Origin of the sequence: Galbibacter sp. PAP.153 (genome assembly GCF_037029175.1) — a bacterium.
Taxonomy (GTDB): Bacteria; Bacteroidota; Bacteroidia; order Flavobacteriales; family Flavobacteriaceae; genus Galbibacter; species Galbibacter pacificus.
On record NZ_JAZEUN010000002.1, the window covers coordinates 151733 to 175697 of the forward strand.

The window sequence follows — 23965 nt, forward strand, 5'->3', positions numbered from 1 at the left end:
TTTTCTTTTTTACATTTCGATATTTATACCTAAGATGAAGGTTTTTACATTTGGGTATGCTGTTAGTTCTATCCCTGCGGTTTTACTTGGGTCTCCCGAAGCAGATAGATCGTTGGGGTTATAACCGTTTTGCTCAGGGGTGAAACCACTATAGTTGGTGAACAAAAACGGGTTTTGAGCAGTAGCATATATTCTAACTTTGGTAAAGTATTTAAGAATATCTTCTGAAAGCGTGTATCCTAATGTAATGTTGTTAATCCTAAGATAGTCTCCATCTTCTAAGTAGTAACTCGACGCTACTGCATCTCTGTCTGCACCAGGATCTGAGTTGGTAGAATTTGGACCAGTCCACCTACTGTTGAAAACATCGCTCGTAATATTCTCTCCACCATCTATTCTTACTCCTTTTAACCCATTATAGATTTTGTTTCCTCCTACTCCAAATGCATCCATGCTAAAATCTAGTTGCTTATAGTTTAAGCCTAAATTAATTCCATAATTAAATTTGGGCAGATATGACCCAAAAAATAATTTATCCCTGTCATCTATAATCCCATCCTCATTTTGATCTTTATAGCGCAAATAACCCGGCTTGGCACTTTCCAAGCTTGCATTACCGTCTATTTCTTCCTGGGTTTGCCATATGCCATCTGCTTCGTACATCCACCAAGCGTAAATAGGCTGTCCTGCCTGAAGTCTCTTTGTTATCTGACCATTTGACAAACTGCCTCCGGTATTCCCATCATACGCAGGTTTTACGTCCTTTAATAAATTTTTATTGTATGCATAGTTAACACCAATATTGTATGAGAAATCATCGGACACTTGATCTTTCCAATTTAGTGCAATTTCGAAACCTTGGTTATTAACTTTTCCTCCATGATCATAATAAGATTCTTGATAAGGTGAGTTCAATAAGGGTTTAACATTCATAATTGCATTTTCTGTTGTTCTGTTATAATAGTCAAAATTTGCAGACAGCCTACTATTCAAAATACTAATATCAAGACCTGCAAAGACTTCGTTTGTTTTTTCCCAAGTTAATTCTGTTACAGGAGTTCCAAAACTAGAACCGAATATCAATGCCTGGTTTGGTCCAAACACATAATTGTTGCTACTACTTCCCGGACTAGTTTGTATAGTGCTTGTGTTCAATTGAGGTACATTTGCATTTCCCAGTTTACCATATCCACCTCTTATTTTCAAGAAATCGATACCCGAATCGCTCATAAATTCTTCTCTGGAAATTACCCATCCAGCACTCACCGATGGGAAATTACCCCAATATTCTTCATTTTCTTTAAAGTAACTATCCCCATCCCTTCTAAAATTAGCTGTTAAGAAGTATTTATTATCATAATTGTACTGCAATCTTCCAAAGTATGATAGCTTTGTTCTAATATTATAAAAAGTTTGTTCGGCTATTTTGTCATAATCAGAAGAGGCCATATCGATGTTCCAATACTGCTCTTGTGGTGGAACATCATAACCTTTAACATACATTCTAGAATTATCATTTCGTAAATCCCTTGTCAAACCCAGTAAAACATTTACACTATGTTTATTAAATGTTTTATCAAAGGTCAAAAATGTATCCCAATTATAACGGAACTCTTCCCTGTCTTCATAGGAAAGGTCATTGTTCACATAAGTTAATGAGGTAGGGTTATCTGCTTTTAATTGCTCAAATTGAGCTTCGGTTCTGGTAGGGTCGGAAGCCAACCATCTTCCTTTAACATCATTAAACACACGCTTTGTGTAATAGAATTTTGTGGCCCCAAACCTTGAACTAATTTTCAACCAATCAGTAATATTATATTCTGCATTAAATATTCCCTGTATATTTGTCGACTCGATTTTCTGATTGTCATAATAGGCATTAGCTACTGGATTTCCTATTGAATTCAATTGCCCTATTGTTTCTCCTGGTTGACCAATATACGTTACCACCCCTGTTGATTGATTAACATAGTTTTGCCCAAATTGTCCCGAATCATAATAAACCGGAACCAGTGGCGATTGCCTGTATGCATCATTGAAAACTCCAAATCCTTTTGGGTTTTGATTAATAAATGACATATTAATATTAGGGGTCAATTTTAACTTCCCGTCAAAAAGCTTAAAGGTGTTATTGCTCCTAATAGTAGTCCTGTTATATTTTTGTCCTTCCAATAATCCATCTTCACTATAATTATTTATACTGAAGAAATAATCAACATTGTCGCTTCCTCCAGAGACTGAAACGTTGTTATTAACTGAAAACGCATTTGAAATTAATTCGTCATACCAATCTGTATCGTATAATTGATTATTGGCTAATTGATACCCGCCTCCTGTAGATGCCTGTTTTTCATTAAAATATGTAGCATATTGCTGCCCATTGGCCATGTCTACAGGGTTCAATACCGATTTAGCGCCATAGAAAGAATCAACATTGATTTTGGCCTTACCACTTTTTCCTTTTTTGGTGGTTATAATCACCACTCCGTTGGCAGCATCACTACCATAAATAGCGGCCGAGGAAGCGTCTTTCATTATATCTACACTGGCAATATCGTTTGGACTGATATTTTGAATATTGCTCACCATAATTCCATCCACAACATATAAAGGATCACTTCCAGCTGAAGCTGTTCCGGTGCCCCTAATTATTACTTTAGGGTTTGACCCTGGAGAATCATTTGTAACAATATTAACCCCTGTTACCTTTCCTTGCAAAGACTGCATTGCGTTTGATGCCGGTTGCTTAGCTATATCTTCTGCCTTTGCAGAAACAATAGCACCGGTTAAATCTGATCTCTTTTGTGTACCATAACCAACCACGACCACTTCGTCTAATTGATTTGTAGATACAGTTAACGATACATTAACGGTAGTCGTGTCTGCCACCGTTATTTCTTGAGTATCCATCCCAACATATGAAAATACAAGTATGTCGCCTGTATTTGCTTCTATGGAATAATTACCGTCAAAATCGGTTTGCGTTCCGGTGGTCGTTCCTTTTATCAATACCGAAGCTCCTGGCAATGGCATGTCTTGATCGTCGGTTATAACCCCGGTAATTGTTTGTTGCCCGAAAGCGGTTATGCAACAAAACAATAAAAATGTCAATAAATGATTTTTCATTACTCTTACATATTAAAGTTAGCTTCTTAAAATTATCACAAACTACATCGATGTAGTAAAATTATACCTCACCTTGAATACATCAAACATATTAAACACTGAAAACCCTAATATTTTCAGCAATTCAAGGCATGTTAAAAATAAAATGTAGGATGGGAAAATTAAATATGATGTAGTAATGATGTATTTTTGTATTGGCAAAACGGTAATTTACAATACCATTTTTTATTAAATTATCGCTTAAAACTTAAAATTTTATGATTTAATCAATTCAAATTTCGTTAAAACAATTTTTTGTAAGACCGAAAAACATATTGCTTTATTCCCTTCGGCTCCTTAAATATAAGCAATTTTGGTTGTTTTTATTTTAAGTATTAAGTTAAAATACATTATACATTCATTAAATATTCATTTATATTTTGTTCGGAAGATAACTCTAGTTTTTTTCTTAAACGGTATCTGTGAATTTCAACTCCCCTTACCGATATGCTCATCAATGGCGCTATTTCCTTACTGGATAAGTTCATCTTTAAATAGGCACATAATTTAAGGTCTTTTGAAGTTAGCACATCCGGATGTTTTTTCAATAAGTTTTTAAAAAAGGAATCGTGTATTTCATTAAAATTGGATTCGAATATTTCCCAATCGTTGGCATTGTTTATATTTCGGTCTACGTTTTTAAGTAGTTTATTATAACGTACCTTGTCTATAATTTCTGATTTAAAATAGAGCAGTTCATCTTTGAGCTTCATCAAAATCTCGTTCTTTTTGGTCATTTCAAGCGCCGTATTTGCCAGCTCTTTTGTTTTGCCCTTCAGTTCCAGGTCGTGTTGCTTTTTTTGCAGTTCGTTTAACTTTTTCTCGTGACGGAGCGCTTCTTCTTTTCGGTTTAATTCTTTTTCGTGCTCAAACTGATCTTCGAGATATTTTTTGTGCCTAATAAGCATATATTTGTTAATAGTGACCACAAAAAAAGTAAGTGCGGCCAATATAACCATTAACAATATTATTCCCCAGATGCCCATGTACCACGGCTTTTTTGTTTGTATGGGTATGGAAACTCCCAAATTGGATATTTTGGCCTTGACCATGGAATTTATATTTAATTTGGTCTCGCCAAAAGACAGATTGGTAAGCATGATCTTACCATTGGGAACTTTCCTGTAATCGGTTTCTACATCATCTGACAATGAATAAACAATAGTATTGTTTGATAAAAAAGGAACGGATGTTTCGACTATTATAGTATCACGCTGCTTTAATGAAAAAACAGTGTCTAGTGGCTGCGGGCGCCCATTTTTTAGTATCCTGTTTATTTTTGGCTTAAAAGGAGTGCTGCCGGCTGTTATTTTTTGAGGGTTGATTGCCAAAATATCATTATAAAGAGCTATCTGTATTAAAGAGTCGTTTACCACAATTGCTTTTTCGTCGTTTTTTAAAAGCCTGTTGTTGTAATAGCGAAGTGGCAGGTAAAATTGAGAGTCTTGGCTATTAAGGTCTTCCCTTACAAAGAGCGTCCCGTCCGATTTTTTAAACACTATGGGCTCGATATCCTGATCGGTTATCGGGTATGCATCCTTGTCCTTGCCCAAAATAGTGTTTAACGATTCAAAAGGAACTATTTTTTCTTCCAAAGGATTGTATACAAGCCATTCTTTTTCGTTGTAAAAAGCTATTTGCCCTTCTATTTTAAAGAGCTTTATCATGTAGCTATTTGCAAAATCCTTAGTATACCGCTTTTCTATTTTGGTTATTTTTTTATAATCTTCAGAAAAATGAATCCGGAAAACACCTTTATATGTATGTGCCGCCCATGCTATGTGGTCTTTCTCAAAAACCAGCCTTTTAACGGGAAAGTCTATTCCTTCAATATTAATTGCTTCCCAACTGTTATCTTTTTTGGTATACAAGGTCAATCCTGAGTAATTTCCTTGTATGTAAGTGTCTGGACGGCCTTTGATCTCCTTAAAAACATATCCACCGTTTTGAGGCGAAATACTTTCCCATTTCTTATCTTTAATTTGATAGGTCCCTAAATTATGGCCGCAAACTATTACATTGTCAACCAATGTCAAGTCCCAAATATGGCCTTGCGAACCATCTATAAAGCTAATCCCGTTGTCCCCGCTTACATACACTCCTGTATTGGTAGCAATGTAAGTATCGCCATTATAAACAACCATGTCGTACACTCCGCCAATGTCTTCTTTTGATGGATTTAGGTAATAAGCATTAAAATGTATGGGAATAGCAGAGACTCCATTGTCCAACGACAGCCATAACATTCCGCGATCGTTAAAAATGCTGCCAAGCACCGTATTGTTCTGTAGTCCGTTTTGAACATTTAGGTTGTAATAGCGTTGCGATTTTTTATTGAATACATACACCCCGTTTTTAATGGTGCCCATAAAAATAAAATCCTTGCTTATGGTAATTTTATTAAGCTGATTTTGCTTTGAAATAGCATTAAAAGGATGGTTCCAAGGTTTTAGCAATTTACCGTTCCATATAAAACAGCCATTTAAGGAAGTCCCTATTAACACCTCATTGCTGGAAATGGCATTTACGGTTTGGACTTTGTAGTTTTTTAACGCCTCGGTTTCTTTTAAAAGGATTAAATGAAAATCGACCAGCTCGTAAATTCCTTTTTCCCTTCCAAAGACATAAAAATGGCCATTGGCCACATTGGCGCCCATAATTGTAGTTCCAGGCTTGATAACTTCTATTTTACCGTTCCTGTAGATAAAAAGACTGCTGAAGGATTTAAAGATAATTGCATCTTTATATTGATAAATTCCCCAAATGGATTCGGTTTCTATATTTTTTGCCTCGATTTTTTCGCTTAAACTGTAATATTTTAATTGGCCCGTTGAAGTTTTTTCCCAGTAACCAAATTCTTCATAAGATCCTGTATAAATCTTTTTGTCAAAATAAGCAACCGAACGGACTATGGTTCTATTGGGGAGTTCGTAAAACCGCCATTGAATGCCATCAAACTCCAACAAACCTTCATTATTGGCCACATAAATATTATTGCCCCCATAAGTTATGCCCCAGTTTTGAATTCCGGCTTCGTAATCATGAACGTTAAAATTATGTATTGGAGGTCTGTGCTGGCCATTTACCATAAAAAACGGCAAAAACAGCCATACAGAATAAAATACCTTATAGAATTTACTAATAAACATCTTTAAGTGAAATTTCTTTTAAAATACTACTTTCGAGTACAATTATCAATTGTTTTTTGTTGAGGCCTTAAAATAGAAGCGTTTCTTTTATCTTTACATCAATTCTGTTCAACACAAAATTTTAAACGAAAATACATATAATGACCGAAAATCTTATTTTAATTTTCACTGCATTTATTTCTACCATTCTTGGTGCTTTTTTAGGTATTTACATACAAAAATTAAAAAACAAAGGGAATGAAAGTACATTTCAGGAGCGGGAAACCCAATTACTGCAAAATATTACCAATCTACAGAGTGAGGTTGAAAAAGAAATTGCCGCAAAAGAACAGTTGAGGAACGAAAAAGACAGCCTTGCCATACAATTTTCTAAAAAGGAAGTAGATTTTGATAACCTAATGGAAAAAAACAAGGAACAAAAAGCCGAAGTAGAAAAATTACAGGAAAAATTCACAAAGGATTTTCAGATTTTAGCCAACCGAATTCTTGAAGAAAAATCGGAGAAATTTACACTTCAGAACAAAGAGAACATAAAAAATATTTTGAGTCCGCTTCAAGAGAAAATTCAAATTTTTGAAAAACGTGTAGAAGACAGCAATAAAGAGAGCATTACACGCCACTCGGCATTGCAGCAACAATTAAAGCATTTGCAGGAACTAAACCTACAAATAACAAAAGAAGCCTCCAACCTTACCAAAGCACTAAAGGGCGACACCAAAATGCAGGGAAACTGGGGCGAATTGGTTTTGGAGCGCGTACTTGAAAAATCTGGACTAGAAAAAGGGAGTGAATATACTGTACAGAATAGTTTTACCACAGATGAAGGAAAACGTGTATTGCCAGATGTAATTATCCACTTACCGGACAACAAAAAAATGATTGTCGATTCTAAAGTATCTTTAATCGCTTATGAGCGCTTTGTAAATGAAGAAGATGAAATGCTCAAACCCGCACTGCTCAAAGAGCACGTAAACTCCATAAAAAAGCACGTAGACCAATTAAGTGCCAAAAATTACCACGACCTCTATAAAATTGAAAGCCCTGATTTTGTACTACTCTTTATACCGCTGGAACCCGCGTTTGCTACAGCCTCTCAAGAAGAGCCCCAATTGTATAACATGGCCTTTGAAAAAAACATAGTTATTGTTACCCCTTCTACATTATTGGCAACATTGCGCACCATTGACAGCATGTGGCAAAACGACAAACAGCATAAAAACGCATTGGATATTGCCACACAGGCCGGCCGGTTATACGACCAGTTTAAAAACCTGCTGGACGATCTTGAAAAAGTGGGCAAGCAGCTACAAACGGTACAAAACACTTACTCTTCGTCCATGACCAAACTAACCGGGAAAGGAAACCTGCTTACACGTATAGAAAAATTGAAAAAGCTAGGTGCCAAGGCTAGCAAGCAAATAGACCAAAAATGGCTAAACAGAGCCTCTGAAATAGATGATGAAGATGAATTGCCCGAAAACCCGCAAGAGAAATTATTGTAAGTAGACAACTATCAACCTTCATGAATATGACACCAAAATTTAAACCTGTTTCGGCTTCCAGGATTGAAATATCCGAATTAATGTTGCCTTCGCATTCTAATTTTAGCGGAAAAATTCACGGTGGATTTATTCTATCGCTTTTAGACCAAATTGCCTTTGCATGTGCCTCCAAACACTGTGGTTCGTATTGCGTAACTGCATCTGTAGACACGGTGGATTTTTTAAAACCTATTGAAATTGGGGAATTGGTTACCATGAAAGCTTCCGTAAATTTTGTTGGTAACACGTCTATTGTAATTGGCATTCGGGTAGAGGCCGAAAACATACAAACCGGCGTTGTAAAACACTGTAATTCCTCTTATTTTACAATGGTTGCCAAAGATAGTGAAGGAAAAAGCGTGAAGGTTCCCGGACTTATCCTGGAATCTGAAAACGATATAAAACGATTTTTCAAGAGCATTAAAAGAATGCAGTTGCGCAAAGAACGTACCGCATATGCCAATCAGCTTGACTATACCGTGAATCAACTCGTCCATGAGCTAGAAGGTTATAATGTTCAGATTGATATATAAACACATCGTTTGAAAAGACGATATTTGGAATTATCGCCTAAAAAGACGATATTTGATAATATCGGGTAATAGCCCAATAAATTGAAATATCGGGCAATAACCCAATAAATTGAAATATCGGGTAATAACCCAATAAATATAGCTTTATTAAAAGATAAGATGACAAGCGTTATAACAGGTGACATTATAAGTTCCAGAAATATAAAAAATCCGGAAGAATGGCTTGAGCCACTAAAAAAAGTGTTTGTTGGCATAACATCTAACCGGGATTGGGAAATATATAGGGGCGATAGTTTTCAAATTGAAATAAAAGACATTCGGGAAACGTTTTTAATGTCAACATTGATAAAATCTACCATAAAAAAGATAAAAGAACTCGATGTACGCATGGCCATAGGCATTGGGGAAAAAACGCACGATGCTGCAAGCATATCGGAATCGAATGGTTCTGCCTTTATATATTCGGGAGAAAAATTCGAGACCCTTAAAGAACAAAAGATTAATTTGGCCATAAAGACGGGCCACAAAGAGCTTGACGATGAGCTAAACTTATATTTCAAGCTTGCATTAATAGCCATGGATAATTGGACAAAAAGTTCTGCCGAGATTGTTAAGATAAGCATAGAAAACCCAGATCTATCACAAGAAGAGGTTGGACATTTAATCGGGATAAAACAAAGTGCCGTGAGCGAGCGGATAAAAAGGGCTTCTTTTGATGAGATTATGGAACTGGACTGTATGTACCGAAAAAAAATAGGCATTTTATAAAACATTAAAAATGGAGTTGTTTTTAAAGCTATTCTTAGCACATTTATTAGGAGATTTTACTTTTCAGTCTAAAAAATGGGTCGCTAAAAAAGAGGAAAAAAAATTACGTTCGGGAAAACTTTATTTGCATGTATTGCTTCATAGTGTACTGGCAGCACTATTTGTTTGGGATATAAATTTATGGTACATCCCATTGATTATAGGTATTTCTCATTTTTTTATTGATGCGGGAAAGCTTTTATTTCAGACAGAAAACAATAAAAGGCTCCTTTTTTTTGTAGACCAAATTTTACATATGGCCGTTATTTTAATTATTTGCCTGCTCAATAATCCATCAATTATAACTATTGAAGACATTTTTGGGGAACAATTTCTGTTGATTGTTTCTGCGGTTATATTTTTAACGCACCCAACTTCCATTATCATTAAAACCCTTATTTCTATTTACACGCCTAAAACCGAAATGGACAAGGGCGACTCTCTTGAAAATGCTGGAAAATACATAGGAATGCTGGAACGTTTACTGGTTTTTGTTTTTATAGTTACCAACCATTGGGAAGGCGTGGGCTTTTTAATTGCCGCAAAGTCTATTTTTAGGTTTAGCGACCTTACCGAAGCCAAAGACCGCAAACTAACCGAATATATATTAATTGGTACGCTTCTTAGTTTTGGAATTGCCATTATGGCTTCCCTCCTGTTTATTTTCTTTTCTTGATATTGCAATAATTTTATAACAAAAAAAAGCTGCCAAATTTCTTTAGCAGCTTTGCATTTTTATCAAACCATTAGCAAAAATGTATTTTACTTACTTAAATACATTTTTCTTCTTTGGTATAAATCGTAGAAATCATCGTCTCTTAAACTATCGATAAACAAAATGCTTTCCCCTGTACTTTTCATTTCGGGACCCAATGTTTTATTAACGTTCGGGAACTTATTGAAAGAGAATACCGGTTGCTTTATGGCATATCCTTCTAATTTTGGGTTGAAATTAAAGTCCTTTATCTTTTTCTCGCCCAACATTACTTTGGTAGCATAGTTTACGTACGGTTCTTTATATGCTTTTGCAATAAAGGGCACCGTTCTGGAAGCGCGTGGATTGGCTTCAATAATGTACACCTTATCATCTTTTATGGCAAACTGGATATTGATTAGCCCAACTGTATTTAGTGCCAAGGCTATTTTTCTGGTATGGTCTTTAATCTGCTCCAATACCAAGTCGCCTATGTTGAATGGCGGCAAGGTTGCGTTGGAGTCTCCAGAGTGAATACCACACGGTTCAATATGTTCCATAATTCCAATAATGTACACATCTTCCCCATCGCAAATCGCATCGGCTTCAGCTTCAATGGCACCATCAAGGTAGTGGTCCAAGAGCAATTTGTTGTTTGGTATTTTTCTCAACAAATCTACCACGTGTTCTTCCAATTCTTTTTTGTTGATTACAATTTTCATTCCCTGTCCACCCAATACGTATGAAGGTCTTACCAAGATTGGAAAATCGAGCTCATCGGCCAAGGCAAGAGCTTCATCGGCGGTTTCGGCCACGCCAAATTCCGGATAAGGAATATTGTTCTCTTTAAGCAATGTTGAAAAACTTCCTCTGTCTTCGGCCAAATCTAAAGATTCAAAACTGGTCCCGATAATTTTAATTCCGTATTTATCCAGTTTTTCTGCCAATTTAAGTGCCGTTTGGCCCCCAAGTTGAACAATTACCCCTTCTGGTTTTTCATGACGGATAATATCGTAGATGTGTTCCCAGAAAACGGGTTCGAAGTACAATTTATCGGCCGTATCAAAATCGGTTGAAACTGTTTCCGGGTTACAATTTATCATAATGGTTTCGTAGCCACATTCTGCAGAAGCCAATACCCCGTGCACGCAACAGTAATCAAACTCAATTCCCTGTCCTATTCTATTTGGTCCAGAACCAAGAACCACAATTTTCTTTTTATCGGAAACTATACTTTCGTTATCCGAAAAACGTTTTCCGTCGGCCGTTTCAACTTCATCTTCAAAAGTTGAGTAATAATATGGCGTCATGGCCTTAAATTCGGCAGCACAGGTATCTACCAATTTATAGATCCTGTTTATGTTAAGTTCGTCGCGCTTGGTATGCACTTCGCTTTCCCAACAATTAAGCATATGCGCTATTTGTCTGTCGGCAAAGCCTTTTTGTTTTGCTTCCAGTAACAAGCTTTTGGGCAAGGTTTCTATAGTATGCGTAGATATTTCTTTTTCAAGAAAATGCAGCTCTTCATATTGCCTCAAGAACCACATGTCTATTTTGGTAATTTCGTGTATACGACTTAACGGAATACCCATCTGGATAGCATCGTATATTACAAATACACGGTCCCAACTGGCATGTGTAAGTTTATCTATTATCTGGTCGTAATCTTTATATCCTTTTCCGTCTGCGCCAAGGCCGTTCCTTTTAATTTCAAGAGACTGCGTTGCCTTGTGCAATGCTTCTTGGAAAGAACGCCCAATTCCCATAACTTCACCAACACTTTTCATTTGTAGGCCTAATTCCCTATCGGAACCTTCAAATTTATCGAAGTTCCACCGTGGTATTTTTACAATTACATAATCCAAGGTGGGCTCGAATAAGGCTGAAGTAGATTTTGTAATCTGGTTGTCCAACTCATCCAGTGTATAACCTATGGCCAATTTGCTGGCAATTTTTGCTATTGGGTAACCCGTTGCTTTTGATGCCAATGCAGACGACCTGGATACACGCGGGTTGATTTCAATGGCAATAATATCTTCTTTTTCATCTGGGCTTACGGCAAATTGCACATTACATCCTCCAGCAAAATCCCCAATGCTTCGCATCATGTGGATGGCCATATCCCGCATTCTTTGAAAAGTCCTGTCAGAAAGCGTCATGGCGGGAGCAACGGTAATGGAATCTCCGGTATGGATCCCCATGGGGTCCATGTTTTCAATGGTACAGATAATAACCACATTGTCGTTATCGTCCCTTAAAAGCTCCAGTTCGTATTCTTTCCACCCCATCAAGGCCTTGTCTATCATTACTTCATGGATTGGTGATATTTCCAGTCCACGGCTTAAAAGTTCGTCAAAATCTTCTGGCTTATGGACAATAGAAGCTCCGGCTCCACCTAAGGTATAAGAAGCCCTGATTACCAACGGGAACCCAAACTCCTGGGCTATTTCTTTTCCTTTTAAGAAGGAAGTCGCGGTTGCCTGTGGCGCCATTGGAACCCCAATTTTGTCCATAAGCTCACGGAACTTTTCGCGGTCTTCGGTTATGTTTATGGCATCGATATCGACCCCAATGATTTTCACCTCAAAATCTTCCCATATGCCTTTTTCATCGGCTTCTATACAAAGGTTCAACGCCGTTTGACCGCCCATTGTCGGCAACACCGCATCTATATTTGGGTGTTTTTTTAATATTTCAACAATAGATTTTGTGGTAAGTGGTTTTAAATACACATGGTCGGCCATAGAAGGGTCTGTCATGATTGTTGCAGGATTGCTGTTAATCAAGATGGTTTCTATACCGTCTTCTCTCAATGACCGTAATGCTTGCGACCCGGAATAGTCAAATTCACATGCTTGTCCAATAATAATAGGGCCAGATCCTATTATGAGTATACTCTTAAGTTCTTTTCTTTTTGGCATTTTTTAATAAAGTATTGTATAAATATAAGATGTTGTTGGATATAAAAAAAGGTGTTACTAATAAAAGTAACACCTCTATATTTTAATAATCAATATGACCATTATTTCTTATGTCTTGGTTCAGAAGAAACTGATAATTTTTTTCTGCCTTTTGCTCTTCTGCTGGCAAGCACCTTTCTCCCGTTCACAGAGGCCATTCTTTCTCTGAAACCGTGCTTATTTCTTCTTTTTCTCTTTGAGGGTTGAAACGTTCTTTTCATTATTAAATATCTTTATCTTCTTTGTAATTCTATCTATTAACGGCTTGCAATATATCTTCACAAAAGCGCGGCGCAAATATACAAAGACTTTTTACTTTGACAAATACCTTTTTAAAAATATTTTTATTTGTTTTTATTACCTTTGCCCCTCAATTGAAAATTCCCAATATGTTCAACAAAAATATAAAACTAGTAATAGCTGGACTTATCCTTGCATATGCAATTTATCAATTTATTGAAGGCCAAATAGGCAACGGCATTTTTTTAATCCTGCTTGCCGGAATTTTTGTGTTCCTATATTTTAGAAATGAAATGATTTTACTTGCCTTTTTAAGAATGCGAAAACAGGATTTTGCTGGTACCCAAAAATGGCTGAACAGAATTAAAAACCCTGAAAGTGCTCTTATAACCAAGCAACAGGGATATTACAACTACCTAAAGGGCATTATGTCTTCTCAAACCAACCTAACGGAAGCCGAAAAATATTTCAAGAAAGCATTGAAGCTGGGCTTATCGATGGATTACGACCTTGCCATGGCCAAATTGAGCCTTGCAGGTATTGCCATGCAGAAAAGACGTAAACGCGAAGCTACCATGCTTTTAAATGAAGCCAAAAAACTGGACAAACAGAACATGCTGAAAGATCAAATAAAAATGATGCAGCAACAGATGAAGAAAATTTAGTTTTTGGTTTTTGTATGAATTAACTACCAAGCTAAGCGTTTTTTCAGTTCAACTTCAATCTCGATAATTCAAGGAGATAATGCACTTAATAGTCAATGTGTTGGCAAGTTAATCTTTGCGCCATTTTTTGGTGATTTCAAAAATATGGTTCAATATAGCTTTCTCCCCAGCCGTAAACTCATAACCCCGACGCTGCATCATGGCCTCGGCCGTTTGATATGCTTTTTCGGGTTTATAGGTTACAAAACCAGCCGCACCGCCCCAACTAAAACTAGGTATAAAATTGCGCGGGTATCCGCTTCCAAAAATATTGGCGCTCACACCTACTACCGTTCCGGTATTAAACATGGTATTGATACCGCATTTGCTATGGTCGCCCATTAAAAGGCCGCAAAACTGCAACCCTGTTTTTGCAAAACTTTCGGTTTCGTAGTCCCAAAGCCGTATATGCGAATAATCGTTTTTTAAATTAGAACTATTGGTATCTGCACCGATGTTGCACCACTCGCCCAACACGGAATTTCCCAGATACCCTTCGTGCCCCTTGTTGGAGTTGCCAAATAAAATAGAGTTGGTAACCTCGCCCCCTATTTTACAACCGGGGCCAATAGTGGTTGGCCCATAAATACGTGCGCCCATTTTTACCACCGAGCTTTCTCCAAGAGCAAAACCGCCACGGATAATGCTGCCTTCCATTACAAAGGAATTCTTGCCCAAATAAATGGGCCCTGTCGAGGCGTTTAACGTACAGAACTCAATGGTAACGCCTTCTTCCAAAAAGATGTTTTCGGGCGAAATTACATTGTTGCTACTGGGCAAGGGCTGGCTTGTTCTCCCGGAAGTTATCAAATCGAAATCGGCTTCAATGGCCTCCCCATTTTTAGAGAACAGATCCCATGTATTTTGTATCTGTATAATTTCGCCTTCATATTCAATGGCTTCATATGCACTAAGATCTACTTCTTCTTGAGCTTCCGTAGTAAAAAAAGCTACAACCTCTTCTCCGTAAAAAATAGCCTGTTCCGGCTCAAGTCCCTTTATGAGCTCGGTTATGTCTTCATTTGGCAAAAAAGAAGCATTTATAAGAATGTTATGTTCCATTTCCACCATGGGGTACTTGTCGGCAAGATATTCTTCGGTAATCGTGGTGGTTGTATAGCCCAGGTATTTTTCCCACTTTTCGCGAACCGTTAAAATCCCTATGCGTATGTCTGCCACCGGACGTGTATATGTAAACGGAAGCAGGGCATTACGAACAGGACCATCAAAAAGAATATAGTTCATGGCGTACAATTTTTTATTAAAGATAGGATATTGATTGGTATTTCTAAAAAAGTTTACGCCCTAAGAAGCAATTTATGGGTTCATTGCTATTTCCTGGGTATGTAAACAAAAAAACCCCTGAAAAGTATCAGAGGTTTTATTGAAATATATAAGTTTCTTATTTTTTGAACTTTGCGTATTTGTTCTTGAACTTATCTATACGTCCAGCAGTATCTACCAATTTAGACTTACCTGTATAGTAAGGGTGCGATGACCTAGAAATCTCCAATTTAATAACAGGATATTCAACACCGTCAACTTCTATTGTCTCTTTAGTTTCTGCTGTAGATTTTGTAATAAATACATCTTCATTAGACATATCTTTAAAAGCTACTAATCTATAATTTTCCGGATGTATACCTTTTTTCATCGCCTTAATATTTTAAACTTCAGAATTTTTTCGAGGTGCAAATTTATGCATTTATTTTGGATAACCAATTTTTTTGCCCCGAAAATTGCAAGTATTTTTTTTATTCACATGAGCTGTAACAAAATTAAAAGAATTACCACTAATTTTATATAAAAACTTAATTAACTATTCAAAAAAATGGAAAATACACAACCAACAACAGGAAAGTTTGCTTTGAAGTATGGAATCATCACTTCGGTAATCGGAATTGCTTTTAGCTTGATGCTACATTTTATGGACATGCAATATTCACAAAGTACGGGTGTACAAATAGTTTCTACTCTTATCTTGGTATCCCTTGTCATTGTTGCCATTTATCAATTTAAAAAAGCAAACGACGGCTATCTTGAGTTAGGGCAAGCACTTAAAGTGGGAATGGGCGTTGCAGCAATTGCCGCTGTAATAACAGTGATTTACCTTGTATTGTACATAAACTTTATTGAAGTTGATTACCATGATAAACTGGCCGAAATTACCAGAGCTAAAATGATTGAAGCTAATCCTGATTTAAGCACACAACAACAAGACCAAGCTATTGAAATGCAACGCAAGTTCTTTTGGGTTACTTATCCAATAATTTTAATTTTCAATATTTTTATTGGCTTTGTTGTATCATTAATCACAGGACTTATAATGAAAAAAACCAAAAGTGAAATGTAATTTATATCTTTGATATTTATTTTTAGATATAAAGAACATTCATGGATATATCAGTAGTTATACCACTACTCAACGAACAAGAGTCTTTACAGGAATTATACGATTGGATAGCAACAGTGATGCAGTCCAATCGTTTTTCTTATGAAATCATTTTTATCGACGATGGGAGCACCGACACTTCCTGGAACACTATACAGGCCCTGGCCAGTACAGATCCAAATGTAAAAGGTATACGTTTTTTAAAGAATTTTGGGAAATCGCAGGCCCTGCATGCGGGCTTTCAGCTAGCCAACGGGAATGTCGTGATTACCATGGATGCCGACCTTCAGGACAATCCTGAGGAAATTCCCGAACTCTACAAGCAGATTAAAGGCGATAATGCCGACCTTGTTTCCGGATGGAAAAAAGTACGTTACGATTCCGTTCTGGCAAAAAACCTTCCTTCCAAACTATTTAATTGGGCCGCCAGACGGACATCGGGTGTTAATCTGCACGATTTTAACTGTGGCCTAAAAGCCTATAAAAACACTGTTGTAAAATCTATTGACGTTCATGGCGAAATGCACCGTTACATCCCGGTTTTGGTCAAAAACGCAGGTTTTACCAGAATTGAAGAAAGGGTGGTAAAACACCAGGCACGCAAATATGGAACCACAAAATTTGGCATGGAACGTTTTATAAACGGTTTCCTGGACCTCATTACCATTTGGTTTTTATCCAAGTTTGGAAAGCAGCCCATGCACTTATTTGGAGCATTGGGCGTTATTATGTTTATTATCGGGTTTGGCTTTGCCGCCTATATAGGCATAGACAAGCTCTTTATCAATCCACATGCCAGGCTTATAGCGCTCCGCCCGCAATTTTACATTTCCCTTATTGCCATGGTTATAGGGACACAGCTTTTTATAGCAGGTTTTTTAGGAGAACTTATCCTACGCTCTAAAAAACAGGAAAAAAGATATAAAGTTTTGGAAACTGCCAATTTATAATAAAAACTACATAATTTTTTAGCACTTAAGTTTTTAAACTTAACTAACTTTGAGAAAAAATAATCGCTTAAAAAATGACATCAGAAGAAATTTTAAAGAATGCCGAGGCTTGGTTAGCCGATTTTTTTGATACCGATACCAGAAATAAAGTACAAGAACTTATAAACAACGACCCCGAAGAATTAAAAGAAAGGTTTTACAGGAACCTTGAATTTGGTACCGGGGGCATGCGCGGTACCATGGGCGTTGGCACTAACCGGATCAACAAATACACCTTGGGAAAAAACACCCAGGGATTGAGCAATTATATAAAAAAATCTTTTCCAGACAAAAAACATAAAGTAGTCATTGCATACGACTGCCGCCATAACAGCGATACTTTGGCGAAAGTAGTGGCCGATGTTTTTTCGGCTAATGGAATTGAGGTTTTCCTCTTTTCCGGACTTCGCCCCACTCCCGAACTTTCTTTTGCGGTCAAGTATCTGGAATGCCAATGCGGCATTGTTCTTACCGCATCGCACAATCCTCCGGAATATAATGGATATAAGGTATATTGGCAAGATGGCGGGCAAATTGTCCCTCCGCAGGATCACGAAATTATAAACGAGATCGAATGCCTTTCTTTTGAAGATATCAATTTTAAGGCAATAGAAAACAATATTCAGTATATCGATAAAGATGTAGATGAAGCCTTTATAAATGCTTCTGTTGAAAACGGAAGCTTTAACGCCCAAGAAAAAGACAATTTTTCGATTGTTTTTACAGCGCTTCACGGCACGTCCATAACCGTACTTCCGGAAGTTTTGAAGCGGGCAGGATATAAAAATGTGCATCTTGTTGAAGAACAAGCGGTGCCAAATGGCGATTTTTCCACTGTTAAGTCACCAAATCCAGAAGAACCCGAAGCTTTGGCCATGGCCCTAAAAAAAGCAGCCGAAGTAAATGCCGATATGGTTATTGGTACCGATCCAGATAGCGACCGCCTGGGGATTGCAGTACGCGATAACGAGGGCAAAATGGTTTTGCTAAACGGAAACCAGACCATGATTTTAATGACCCGTTTCCTTTTGGATAAGTGGAAAAAAGAAAACAGGATTAACGGAAACCAATACATTGCGTCTACCATTGTTTCTACGCCAATGATGAAAGTCCTTGCAAGAAATTATCAGGTAGAATACAAAGAAGCCCTTACCGGGTTTAAATGGATTGCCAAAATGATAAAAGATTTCCCAATGCAAGAATTTATTGGTGGTGGCGAAGAGAGTTTTGGTTATATGGTAGGCGATTTTGTAAGAGATAAAGACGCCGTTACCTCCTCATTACTGGCCTGCGAAATTGCAGCCGATGCCAAGGCAAAAGGAAGCTCCTTTTACAATGACCTTTTAAAATGCTATGAAGATTTTGGGCTTTATAGGGAAAAACTTATTTCATTAACAAAACAAGGAATAAGCGGTGCCAATGAAATCAAGCAAATGATGGTAGATTTAAGGGAAAACCCAATAAAAGAAATAGGTGGCTCAAAAGTACAGTTTCTAGAAGATTACCAAAGCTCCATGCGCACCAATTTACTAACCGGGGATAAAGACACCCTAGCTATTCCATCTTCAAACGTATTGATTTATTATACAGAAGACGGTACCAAAATAGCCGCAAGGCCCAGTGGAACCGAACCTAAAATAAAATTTTATTTCAGCGTACAGGGAACATTGGACCATGCCAAAAATTACGACAAGGAAATTGCAAAGCTTGATGAAAAAATCGACCGTATTATTAAGGAATTAGCTTTAAATTAGTGTTATAAAGTCCTTGAAGGAAATAAAATCAACATTAAAAAGGAATTAAACACGATACCTTCAATCTATCGAAGAAGATTTGATTTATGTTTAAACGAGATTACAAGCTTCTATTACAGGACATGCTCGATGGGCAGAAAAGATCAAGCTAATCTACGAATTAAAAAAACTCATCAAATAAACAGCTTGCTCATAACAGCAGGCTATTATGATAATAAACCATACATTTGTATTCTTATTTCGACCAACGTGTTATTTACCACAAACGTTATTAATAATTAATGAATTACTTCCGACAGATATTACGCTTTGCCAAACCTTATAGAAAGTATGGCTACTTGAATATTTTTTTCAATGTCATGTATGCGTTGTTCAGCGCCTTGTCGCTTATTGCACTTTTCCCAATGCTCAACGTCCTTTTTAAAACGGTCCCGCCCATTAAAGCAGCCCCAGAGTTCACCGGAGACCTTAAAGCTTTTATTTTGGACTCTGTTAATTACAAGCTTAACACCTACATTGAATCCAACGGGAGTGATGGCGAGATGAAAGCGCTGCTCTTTTCTTGTTTGTTAATTATTGGACTCTTTCTTTTAAAAAATGTCTCCAATTACCTGGCGATGTTTTTTATTACCTTTTATAGAAACGGTGTTTTAAAGGACTTGAGAAATGCCTTGTACAAAAAAATATTAAGCCTGCCAATTGGTTATTTTTCAGATCAAAAAAAGGGCGACACCATGGCAAGGGCAAGCAATGATATTCAGGAAGTTCAATGGACATTCCTTTCCATTCTAGAATTAATAGTGAGGGAACCCCTTACCATTATATTCACCTTAATTGCCATGATAGTCATTAGTCCTAAACTTACGCTGTTTGTATTTCTTTTTCTTCCTATTATGGGTTTTTTCATCTCATACATCGGAAAAAAATTAAAAAAGCATTCCGACAGGGCACAGAAAGAACAGGGAAACGTGCTTTCCATTATAGAAGAAACCTTGGGCGGGTTAAAGGTCATAAAAGGCTTTAATGCCGAAAACAGGTTTTTTAAAACTTTTACCAATGCCACCGACCGCCTCAATAAATACATGAACAGTGTGCTCAACAGGCAAAATATTGCCTCGCCCATGAGCGAGTTTTTAGGTATCATTGCCGTCTCGGGCGTATTGTGGTTTGGCGGGATTATGGTCCTTCAGGAAAAATCTTTAGACTCGGGACTGTTTATCGCCTTTTTAGCTTCGGCCTACAACATATTAACTCCCGCAAAACAAATTTCAAAAGCATTATCGGGCGTAAAAAGGGGCGATGCGGCCGCCGAAAGAATTATTGACATCCTCGATGCCGAAAATTCAATCCAAGACGCTCCAAATGCCATTGAAAAAACTTCTTTTGATAAAAATATCAGCATCGGGAATGTTTCTTTTAAATATGAAGACGAATTAGTGCTAAAAGACTTCACCTTAAATATAGACAAGGGAAAAACAGTTGCCCTGGTGGGGCAATCGGGAAGTGGTAAAAGTACAATTGCGAATTTAATCACCCGTTTTTACGATGTAAATGACGGAACTATAGAAATTGACGGGATTGATATTAAAGAAATTTCCATAAAAAGCCTACGCAGCCTTATGGGCATTGTAACCCAAGACTCTATTTTGTTTAACGACACGGTTGCCAACAATATCCGCATTGGAAAACCCGATGCCACAATGGAAGAAATAGAAAAAGCGGCCAAAATTGCCAATGCCCATGAATTTATAAAAAACCTTCCAAATGGTTTCGATACCAACATTGGCGATGCCGGCGGCAAATTAAGCGGCGGACAGAAACAACGCCTTTCCATAGCGCGTGCCGTACTTAAAAATCCGCCTATCATGATTTTGGACGAAGCAACATCTGCACTTGATACAGAAAGCGAAAAACTGGTACAAACCGCCTTGGAAAACATGATGAAAAACAGGACATCGGTAGTAATTGCGCACCGGCTTTCTACCATTCAAAATGCAGATTCCATTGCGGTAATGCAAAAAGGGCAAATTGTCGAGCAAGGTACCCACCAAGAATTATTGAACAAAAAGGGAGTATACCAAAAACTGGTAGAAATGCAGTCGTTTGACTAGTTTTTCATTGATTTTACAACACAGTACATTCACATTATTATGGCTTTAGCCTCTTTACAGCCGCTTTAAAGGTTCATATTAAACCTTTTTATTAAATTAGAGTCTAAAGATCAAATAATCGCTATTGCAAGAAGACATTCTAATTAAAGAACTAAAAAGCGTTGCCACACAAGAGCATGCCTTTGGGGAACTTGTAAACCGTTACAAGGAACGCCTTTATTGGCACATACGGAGGATTGTACTGAACCATGACGATACCGATGATGTTTTGCAGAACACCTTTATAAAAATTTACAAAAACATTCAAGGCTTTAAAGAAGACAGCGCCTTGTATACATGGATGTACCGGATTGCAACAAACGAAGCGCTCACGTTTTTAAAGAAAAGGGCCAACGAGCTAAAAACATCGGGAGAAGCACTGCAAATGTCACTTGTTGAAAATTTAAGAGCGGACCCGTATTTTGATGGTGATGAAATTCAGTTAAAATTACAAGAAGCCATAGCAGAACTGCCCGAAAAACAACGCTTGGTATTTAACATGAAGTACTTTGAAGAAATGAAATATGAAGACATGGCCGTAGTTCTGGACACCTCGGTCGGTGCCCTGAAAGCTTCATACCACCATGCGGTAAAAAAAATAGAAGCTTTTTTAAAATAGATATATTCAACTCGGTTAAAGTGTTTTTTAGCGTACATGAAAACTGTTTTAGCAAACAATTAAACCAAACGACCTGAAAGAAGTCAAAACATAGAAATGAAAAAAGATAAGTTACATACTGAAAAAGAAGGCTTTAAAATCCCTGAAAATTATTTTTCGGATTTTGAAAACCGTTTGTCAGCTCAAATCGGCTTATCAGAAATAATGCCGAAAACCAGTGGTTTTAAAGCTCCGGAAGGGTATTTTAATTCACTGGAAAGTAAAATACTAAAGGCAACCGTACAAAAAGCCAAGACCAAAGTTGTAAATTTAACATGGCTATACAGTGCCGCCGCCATTGCTGCGGTATTTGTAATTGGTTTTTTTATTGAAACCGATATCCGGCCCGCAAACACAACCATAGACAACTTGGCAATTTCAGAAATCGACAATTATTTAGAAGAAGGTTACCTTCATTTAAATTCTTATGATATTGTGGAAACTTTTAACGATGTCCCTTTGGATGAAATCCAAATTACCGAATCCCTGAGCGAAGACGAGATTATAGATTATTTATCAAAAAACATGAAAACATATAGCGGGGCTTCTTTAGACGAGAATCAATAAACCCTTGCTAAATAAAGATAATTTCAACGGTTAAACACAAATCGTTTCAACTTAAAAACTGATGGATTTACCTGCTTAATTAAGATATACAACTTATAAAAAATGAAAAAATATATTCTATTATTACTACTTACATTCTTTTCGCTTCATATGGAAGCACAAAAGAAAAGTAAACGCGACCATATAAAGTCCCTTAAAATTGCATACATCACCGATCATTTGGACCTAACCACGGAAGAGGCCCAAAAGTTCTGGCCCATTTACAACGCATACGACGAAGAAATGTACCGGGTAAAATATGCACAGTACAAAAAAATAAAGCACCAGTTAAAAGATGAAGGTTTTGAAAACCTTACCGAAAACGAGGCTAAAGAAGTGCTTAAAAAATTACAGCAAATAGAAAAAGACGAATACGAACTCAATAAACGATTTGTTGAGAACCTTGACAATGTTATTTCCGCAAAAAAAATAATTTACCTAAAAAAACTGGAAGACGACTTTAACCGTGAGCTTCTAGACAGGCTCCGAAAAGAATACCACAACAAAAAAGATTGATTTTCTATTTAAAGTAAACTGTCAAACAAGAAGTTTCACTCAAACCTCAACTTAGAAATACGCCCATTTCCGGCCGCATATGCAATGCTGTCGTTTACAAACCGGATGGTGTAAAAAGCTTCATTGGATAGCTGTTTCCAAGTTTGTCCGCCATCATTCGAAAAGGAAATCCCTTTAAAACCTACCGTTACCAATTCTTTGGCCTCCCTGCCCGGAAGGTATTGCACACACGAACGATAGCCCGGCTCCTGCCCTTCGCCAACCAATTTCCATGTTTTTCCGCCATCGTTGGTTACGGCTTTATTGGCCTTGTTGTTTTCTGGTTGGGTATAATCGCCGCCAATGACAAAACCGTTCATTTCGTCGTAAAAATCAACCGAATAAATCCCTTGCGTGGGTTCTCCCTGTACAATTGGTGTCTCAAAAACCTGCCAGGTCTTGGCCTTATCGGGCGAATAAAAAATACGTGCCTTTTTTCCTCCGGTCGCAATCCACGTGTTGTTGCCAACAATGGCAATATTGGTGTTACTGGCCGCAAAGGCAGCTTCGGCATTACTCCCATCGGGCAATGCTTCACAGGCTAATTTATTCCATGTGTTTCCTCCATCTCGGGTAATAATTATTGACAAGCACCCATTGGTGGGGTCGCCCATGGCAATCCCCTCTTGGTCGTTCCAAAAACGCATGGCATCATAAAAAACTTTTTCGTTATCCTCCTGGTATACCAGTTCCATTTTTCCACGATTCCCGGTTTTGTACAACAATGCCGGGTTGGCGACGCTTAACATATAAAAATCGGTGCTTGTACTTGCTACGGCCCTGAATTCAATATCCAAAGAATCTTGCTTTATTTTTTGGGTCACCACTTTTCCCGCGCCGGTATTATAAATTCCAAAAGTATTTTTAGAACCTGCAAAACCAACATTGCCCTGCATCATGGTAATGGCCCGAATGCTAATCGAATCGGTATAAACGTCTTCAACCGTAACTTTTGAATATTGATGGGGCTCAAATTCTTCGTTTGCGCACGAAAACAATAAAAGCAACCCGAAAATTACTATCAACTTCTTCATTCTATATGTTTTTCTTTCGATAAAAATAAGTTTT

General features: G+C 37.3%; 19 protein-coding genes. 12 read left to right on the forward strand and 7 right to left on the reverse strand.

Annotated features, from left to right (window positions below; translation table 11 throughout):
* Positions 1-9: 9 nt before the first annotated feature.
* On the reverse strand, positions 10-3126 hold the full coding sequence (locus UXI14_RS01510) for a TonB-dependent receptor (RefSeq protein WP_335964485.1): 3117 nt from the start codon (positions 3124-3126) through the stop codon (positions 10-12).
* 389 nt (positions 3127-3515) lie between these two features.
* Complete coding sequence (locus UXI14_RS01515) at positions 3516-6314, reverse strand: LuxR C-terminal-related transcriptional regulator (protein ID WP_335964486.1); 2799 nt, start codon at positions 6312-6314, stop codon at positions 3516-3518.
* Between the two features lie 140 nt (positions 6315-6454).
* On the opposite strand from UXI14_RS01515, the gene rmuC reads away from it, so the two are divergent.
* From rmuC to UXI14_RS01535, 4 genes are all read left to right on the forward strand, one after another.
* Positions 6455-7816: a DNA recombination protein RmuC gene (gene rmuC / locus UXI14_RS01520; RefSeq protein ID WP_335964487.1), complete on the forward strand. Its 1362-nt coding sequence runs from the start codon at positions 6455-6457 to the stop codon at positions 7814-7816.
* A gap of 26 nt (positions 7817-7842) precedes the next feature.
* The gene (locus UXI14_RS01525) at positions 7843-8388 is read left to right on the forward strand and encodes an acyl-CoA thioesterase (RefSeq protein ID WP_277898727.1); all 546 of its coding nucleotides are present in this window, start codon (positions 7843-7845) and stop codon (positions 8386-8388) included.
* A 159-nt stretch (positions 8389-8547) separates the two neighbouring features.
* Positions 8548-9156 carry a SatD family protein gene (locus UXI14_RS01530; protein ID WP_335964488.1) on the forward strand — a complete coding sequence of 203 codons (609 nt, stop codon included), beginning with the start codon at positions 8548-8550 and terminating at the stop codon, positions 9154-9156.
* Positions 9157-9166: 10 nt separating this feature from the next.
* Positions 9167-9871, forward strand: a complete 705-nt coding sequence (locus UXI14_RS01535) for a DUF3307 domain-containing protein (RefSeq protein ID WP_335964489.1) — start codon at positions 9167-9169, stop codon at positions 9869-9871.
* Between the two features lie 86 nt (positions 9872-9957).
* Here UXI14_RS01535 and carB read toward each other — a convergent pair whose 3' ends face one another.
* The gene (gene carB / locus UXI14_RS01540) at positions 9958-12810 is read right to left on the reverse strand and encodes a carbamoyl-phosphate synthase large subunit (RefSeq protein ID WP_335964490.1); all 2853 of its coding nucleotides are present in this window, start codon (positions 12808-12810) and stop codon (positions 9958-9960) included.
* A gap of 101 nt (positions 12811-12911) precedes the next feature.
* Positions 12912-13070 carry a 50S ribosomal protein L34 gene (gene rpmH / locus UXI14_RS01545; RefSeq protein ID WP_105217492.1) on the reverse strand — a complete coding sequence of 53 codons (159 nt, stop codon included), beginning with the start codon at positions 13068-13070 and terminating at the stop codon, positions 12912-12914.
* Between the two features lie 168 nt (positions 13071-13238).
* Here rpmH and UXI14_RS01550 point away from each other — a divergent pair, with 168 nt between their 5' ends.
* A complete protein-coding gene (locus UXI14_RS01550) occupies positions 13239-13754 on the forward strand; it encodes a DUF2892 domain-containing protein (RefSeq protein WP_277898723.1) in 516 nt (171 codons plus the stop codon).
* 108 nt (positions 13755-13862) lie between these two features.
* Here the strand turns inward: UXI14_RS01550 and UXI14_RS01555 are convergent, their stop codons facing one another.
* Entirely contained in the window at positions 13863-15038 is a 1176-nt protein-coding gene (locus UXI14_RS01555; RefSeq protein WP_335964491.1) for a GlmU family protein, read from the reverse strand.
* 157 nt (positions 15039-15195) lie between these two features.
* Positions 15196-15447 carry a type B 50S ribosomal protein L31 gene (locus UXI14_RS01560; RefSeq protein WP_277898721.1) on the reverse strand — a complete coding sequence of 84 codons (252 nt, stop codon included), beginning with the start codon at positions 15445-15447 and terminating at the stop codon, positions 15196-15198.
* Between the two features lie 177 nt (positions 15448-15624).
* Here UXI14_RS01560 and UXI14_RS01565 point away from each other — a divergent pair, with 177 nt between their 5' ends.
* From UXI14_RS01565 to UXI14_RS01595, 7 genes are all read left to right on the forward strand, one after another.
* A complete protein-coding gene (locus tag UXI14_RS01565) occupies positions 15625-16146 on the forward strand; it encodes a DUF4199 domain-containing protein (RefSeq protein WP_335964492.1) in 522 nt (173 codons plus the stop codon).
* A gap of 41 nt (positions 16147-16187) precedes the next feature.
* Positions 16188-17135, forward strand: coding sequence for a glycosyltransferase family 2 protein (locus UXI14_RS01570; protein ID WP_335964493.1), 948 nt, complete (start codon positions 16188-16190; stop codon positions 17133-17135).
* A 74-nt stretch (positions 17136-17209) separates the two neighbouring features.
* Complete coding sequence (locus tag UXI14_RS01575; protein WP_335964494.1) at positions 17210-18928, forward strand: phospho-sugar mutase; 1719 nt, start codon at positions 17210-17212, stop codon at positions 18926-18928.
* A 281-nt stretch (positions 18929-19209) separates the two neighbouring features.
* On the forward strand, positions 19210-21039 hold the full coding sequence (locus tag UXI14_RS01580; RefSeq protein WP_335964495.1) for an ABC transporter ATP-binding protein: 1830 nt from the start codon (positions 19210-19212) through the stop codon (positions 21037-21039).
* 124 nt (positions 21040-21163) lie between these two features.
* Entirely contained in the window at positions 21164-21697 is a 534-nt protein-coding gene (locus UXI14_RS01585) for an RNA polymerase sigma factor (protein ID WP_335964496.1), read from the forward strand.
* Positions 21698-21793: 96 nt separating this feature from the next.
* Positions 21794-22303: a hypothetical protein gene (locus UXI14_RS01590; protein ID WP_335964497.1), complete on the forward strand. Its 510-nt coding sequence runs from the start codon at positions 21794-21796 to the stop codon at positions 22301-22303.
* A gap of 102 nt (positions 22304-22405) precedes the next feature.
* Positions 22406-22858 carry a hypothetical protein gene (locus UXI14_RS01595; protein ID WP_277898714.1) on the forward strand — a complete coding sequence of 151 codons (453 nt, stop codon included), beginning with the start codon at positions 22406-22408 and terminating at the stop codon, positions 22856-22858.
* 35 nt (positions 22859-22893) lie between these two features.
* Here UXI14_RS01595 and UXI14_RS01600 read toward each other — a convergent pair whose 3' ends face one another.
* Complete coding sequence (locus tag UXI14_RS01600) at positions 22894-23931, reverse strand: oxidoreductase (protein ID WP_335964498.1); 1038 nt, start codon at positions 23929-23931, stop codon at positions 22894-22896.
* Positions 23932-23965: the final 34 nt, after the last annotated feature.

What these genes read in the sequence shown, in the direction of transcription:
- UXI14_RS01595 (WP_277898714.1), top strand. Translation starts at nt 22,406, where the DNA reads ATGAAAAAATATATTCTATTATTACTACTTACATTCTTTTCGCTTCAT.
- UXI14_RS01570 (WP_335964493.1), top strand. Translation starts at nt 16,188, where the DNA reads ATGGATATATCAGTAGTTATACCACTACTCAACGAACAAGAGTCTTTA.
- UXI14_RS01510 (WP_335964485.1), bottom strand. Translation starts at nt 3,126, where the DNA reads ATGAAAAATCATTTATTGACATTTTTATTGTTTTGTTGCATAACCGCT.
- UXI14_RS01560 (WP_277898721.1), bottom strand. Translation starts at nt 15,447, where the DNA reads ATGAAAAAAGGTATACATCCGGAAAATTATAGATTAGTAGCTTTTAAA.
- UXI14_RS01550 (WP_277898723.1), top strand. Translation starts at nt 13,239, where the DNA reads ATGTTCAACAAAAATATAAAACTAGTAATAGCTGGACTTATCCTTGCA.
- UXI14_RS01515 (WP_335964486.1), bottom strand. Translation starts at nt 6,314, where the DNA reads ATGTTTATTAGTAAATTCTATAAGGTATTTTATTCTGTATGGCTGTTT.
- UXI14_RS01535 (WP_335964489.1), top strand. Translation starts at nt 9,167, where the DNA reads ATGGAGTTGTTTTTAAAGCTATTCTTAGCACATTTATTAGGAGATTTT.
- rmuC (WP_335964487.1), top strand. Translation starts at nt 6,455, where the DNA reads ATGACCGAAAATCTTATTTTAATTTTCACTGCATTTATTTCTACCATT.
- UXI14_RS01530 (WP_335964488.1), top strand. Translation starts at nt 8,548, where the DNA reads ATGACAAGCGTTATAACAGGTGACATTATAAGTTCCAGAAATATAAAA.
- UXI14_RS01565 (WP_335964492.1), top strand. Translation starts at nt 15,625, where the DNA reads ATGGAAAATACACAACCAACAACAGGAAAGTTTGCTTTGAAGTATGGA.
- rpmH (WP_105217492.1), bottom strand. Translation starts at nt 13,070, where the DNA reads ATGAAAAGAACGTTTCAACCCTCAAAGAGAAAAAGAAGAAATAAGCAC.
- UXI14_RS01555 (WP_335964491.1), bottom strand. Translation starts at nt 15,038, where the DNA reads ATGAACTATATTCTTTTTGATGGTCCTGTTCGTAATGCCCTGCTTCCG.
- UXI14_RS01580 (WP_335964495.1), top strand. Translation starts at nt 19,210, where the DNA reads ATGAATTACTTCCGACAGATATTACGCTTTGCCAAACCTTATAGAAAG.
- UXI14_RS01590 (WP_335964497.1), top strand. Translation starts at nt 21,794, where the DNA reads ATGAAAAAAGATAAGTTACATACTGAAAAAGAAGGCTTTAAAATCCCT.
- UXI14_RS01600 (WP_335964498.1), bottom strand. Translation starts at nt 23,931, where the DNA reads ATGAAGAAGTTGATAGTAATTTTCGGGTTGCTTTTATTGTTTTCGTGC.
- UXI14_RS01525 (WP_277898727.1), top strand. Translation starts at nt 7,843, where the DNA reads ATGACACCAAAATTTAAACCTGTTTCGGCTTCCAGGATTGAAATATCC.
- UXI14_RS01575 (WP_335964494.1), top strand. Translation starts at nt 17,210, where the DNA reads ATGACATCAGAAGAAATTTTAAAGAATGCCGAGGCTTGGTTAGCCGAT.
- carB (WP_335964490.1), bottom strand. Translation starts at nt 12,810, where the DNA reads ATGCCAAAAAGAAAAGAACTTAAGAGTATACTCATAATAGGATCTGGC.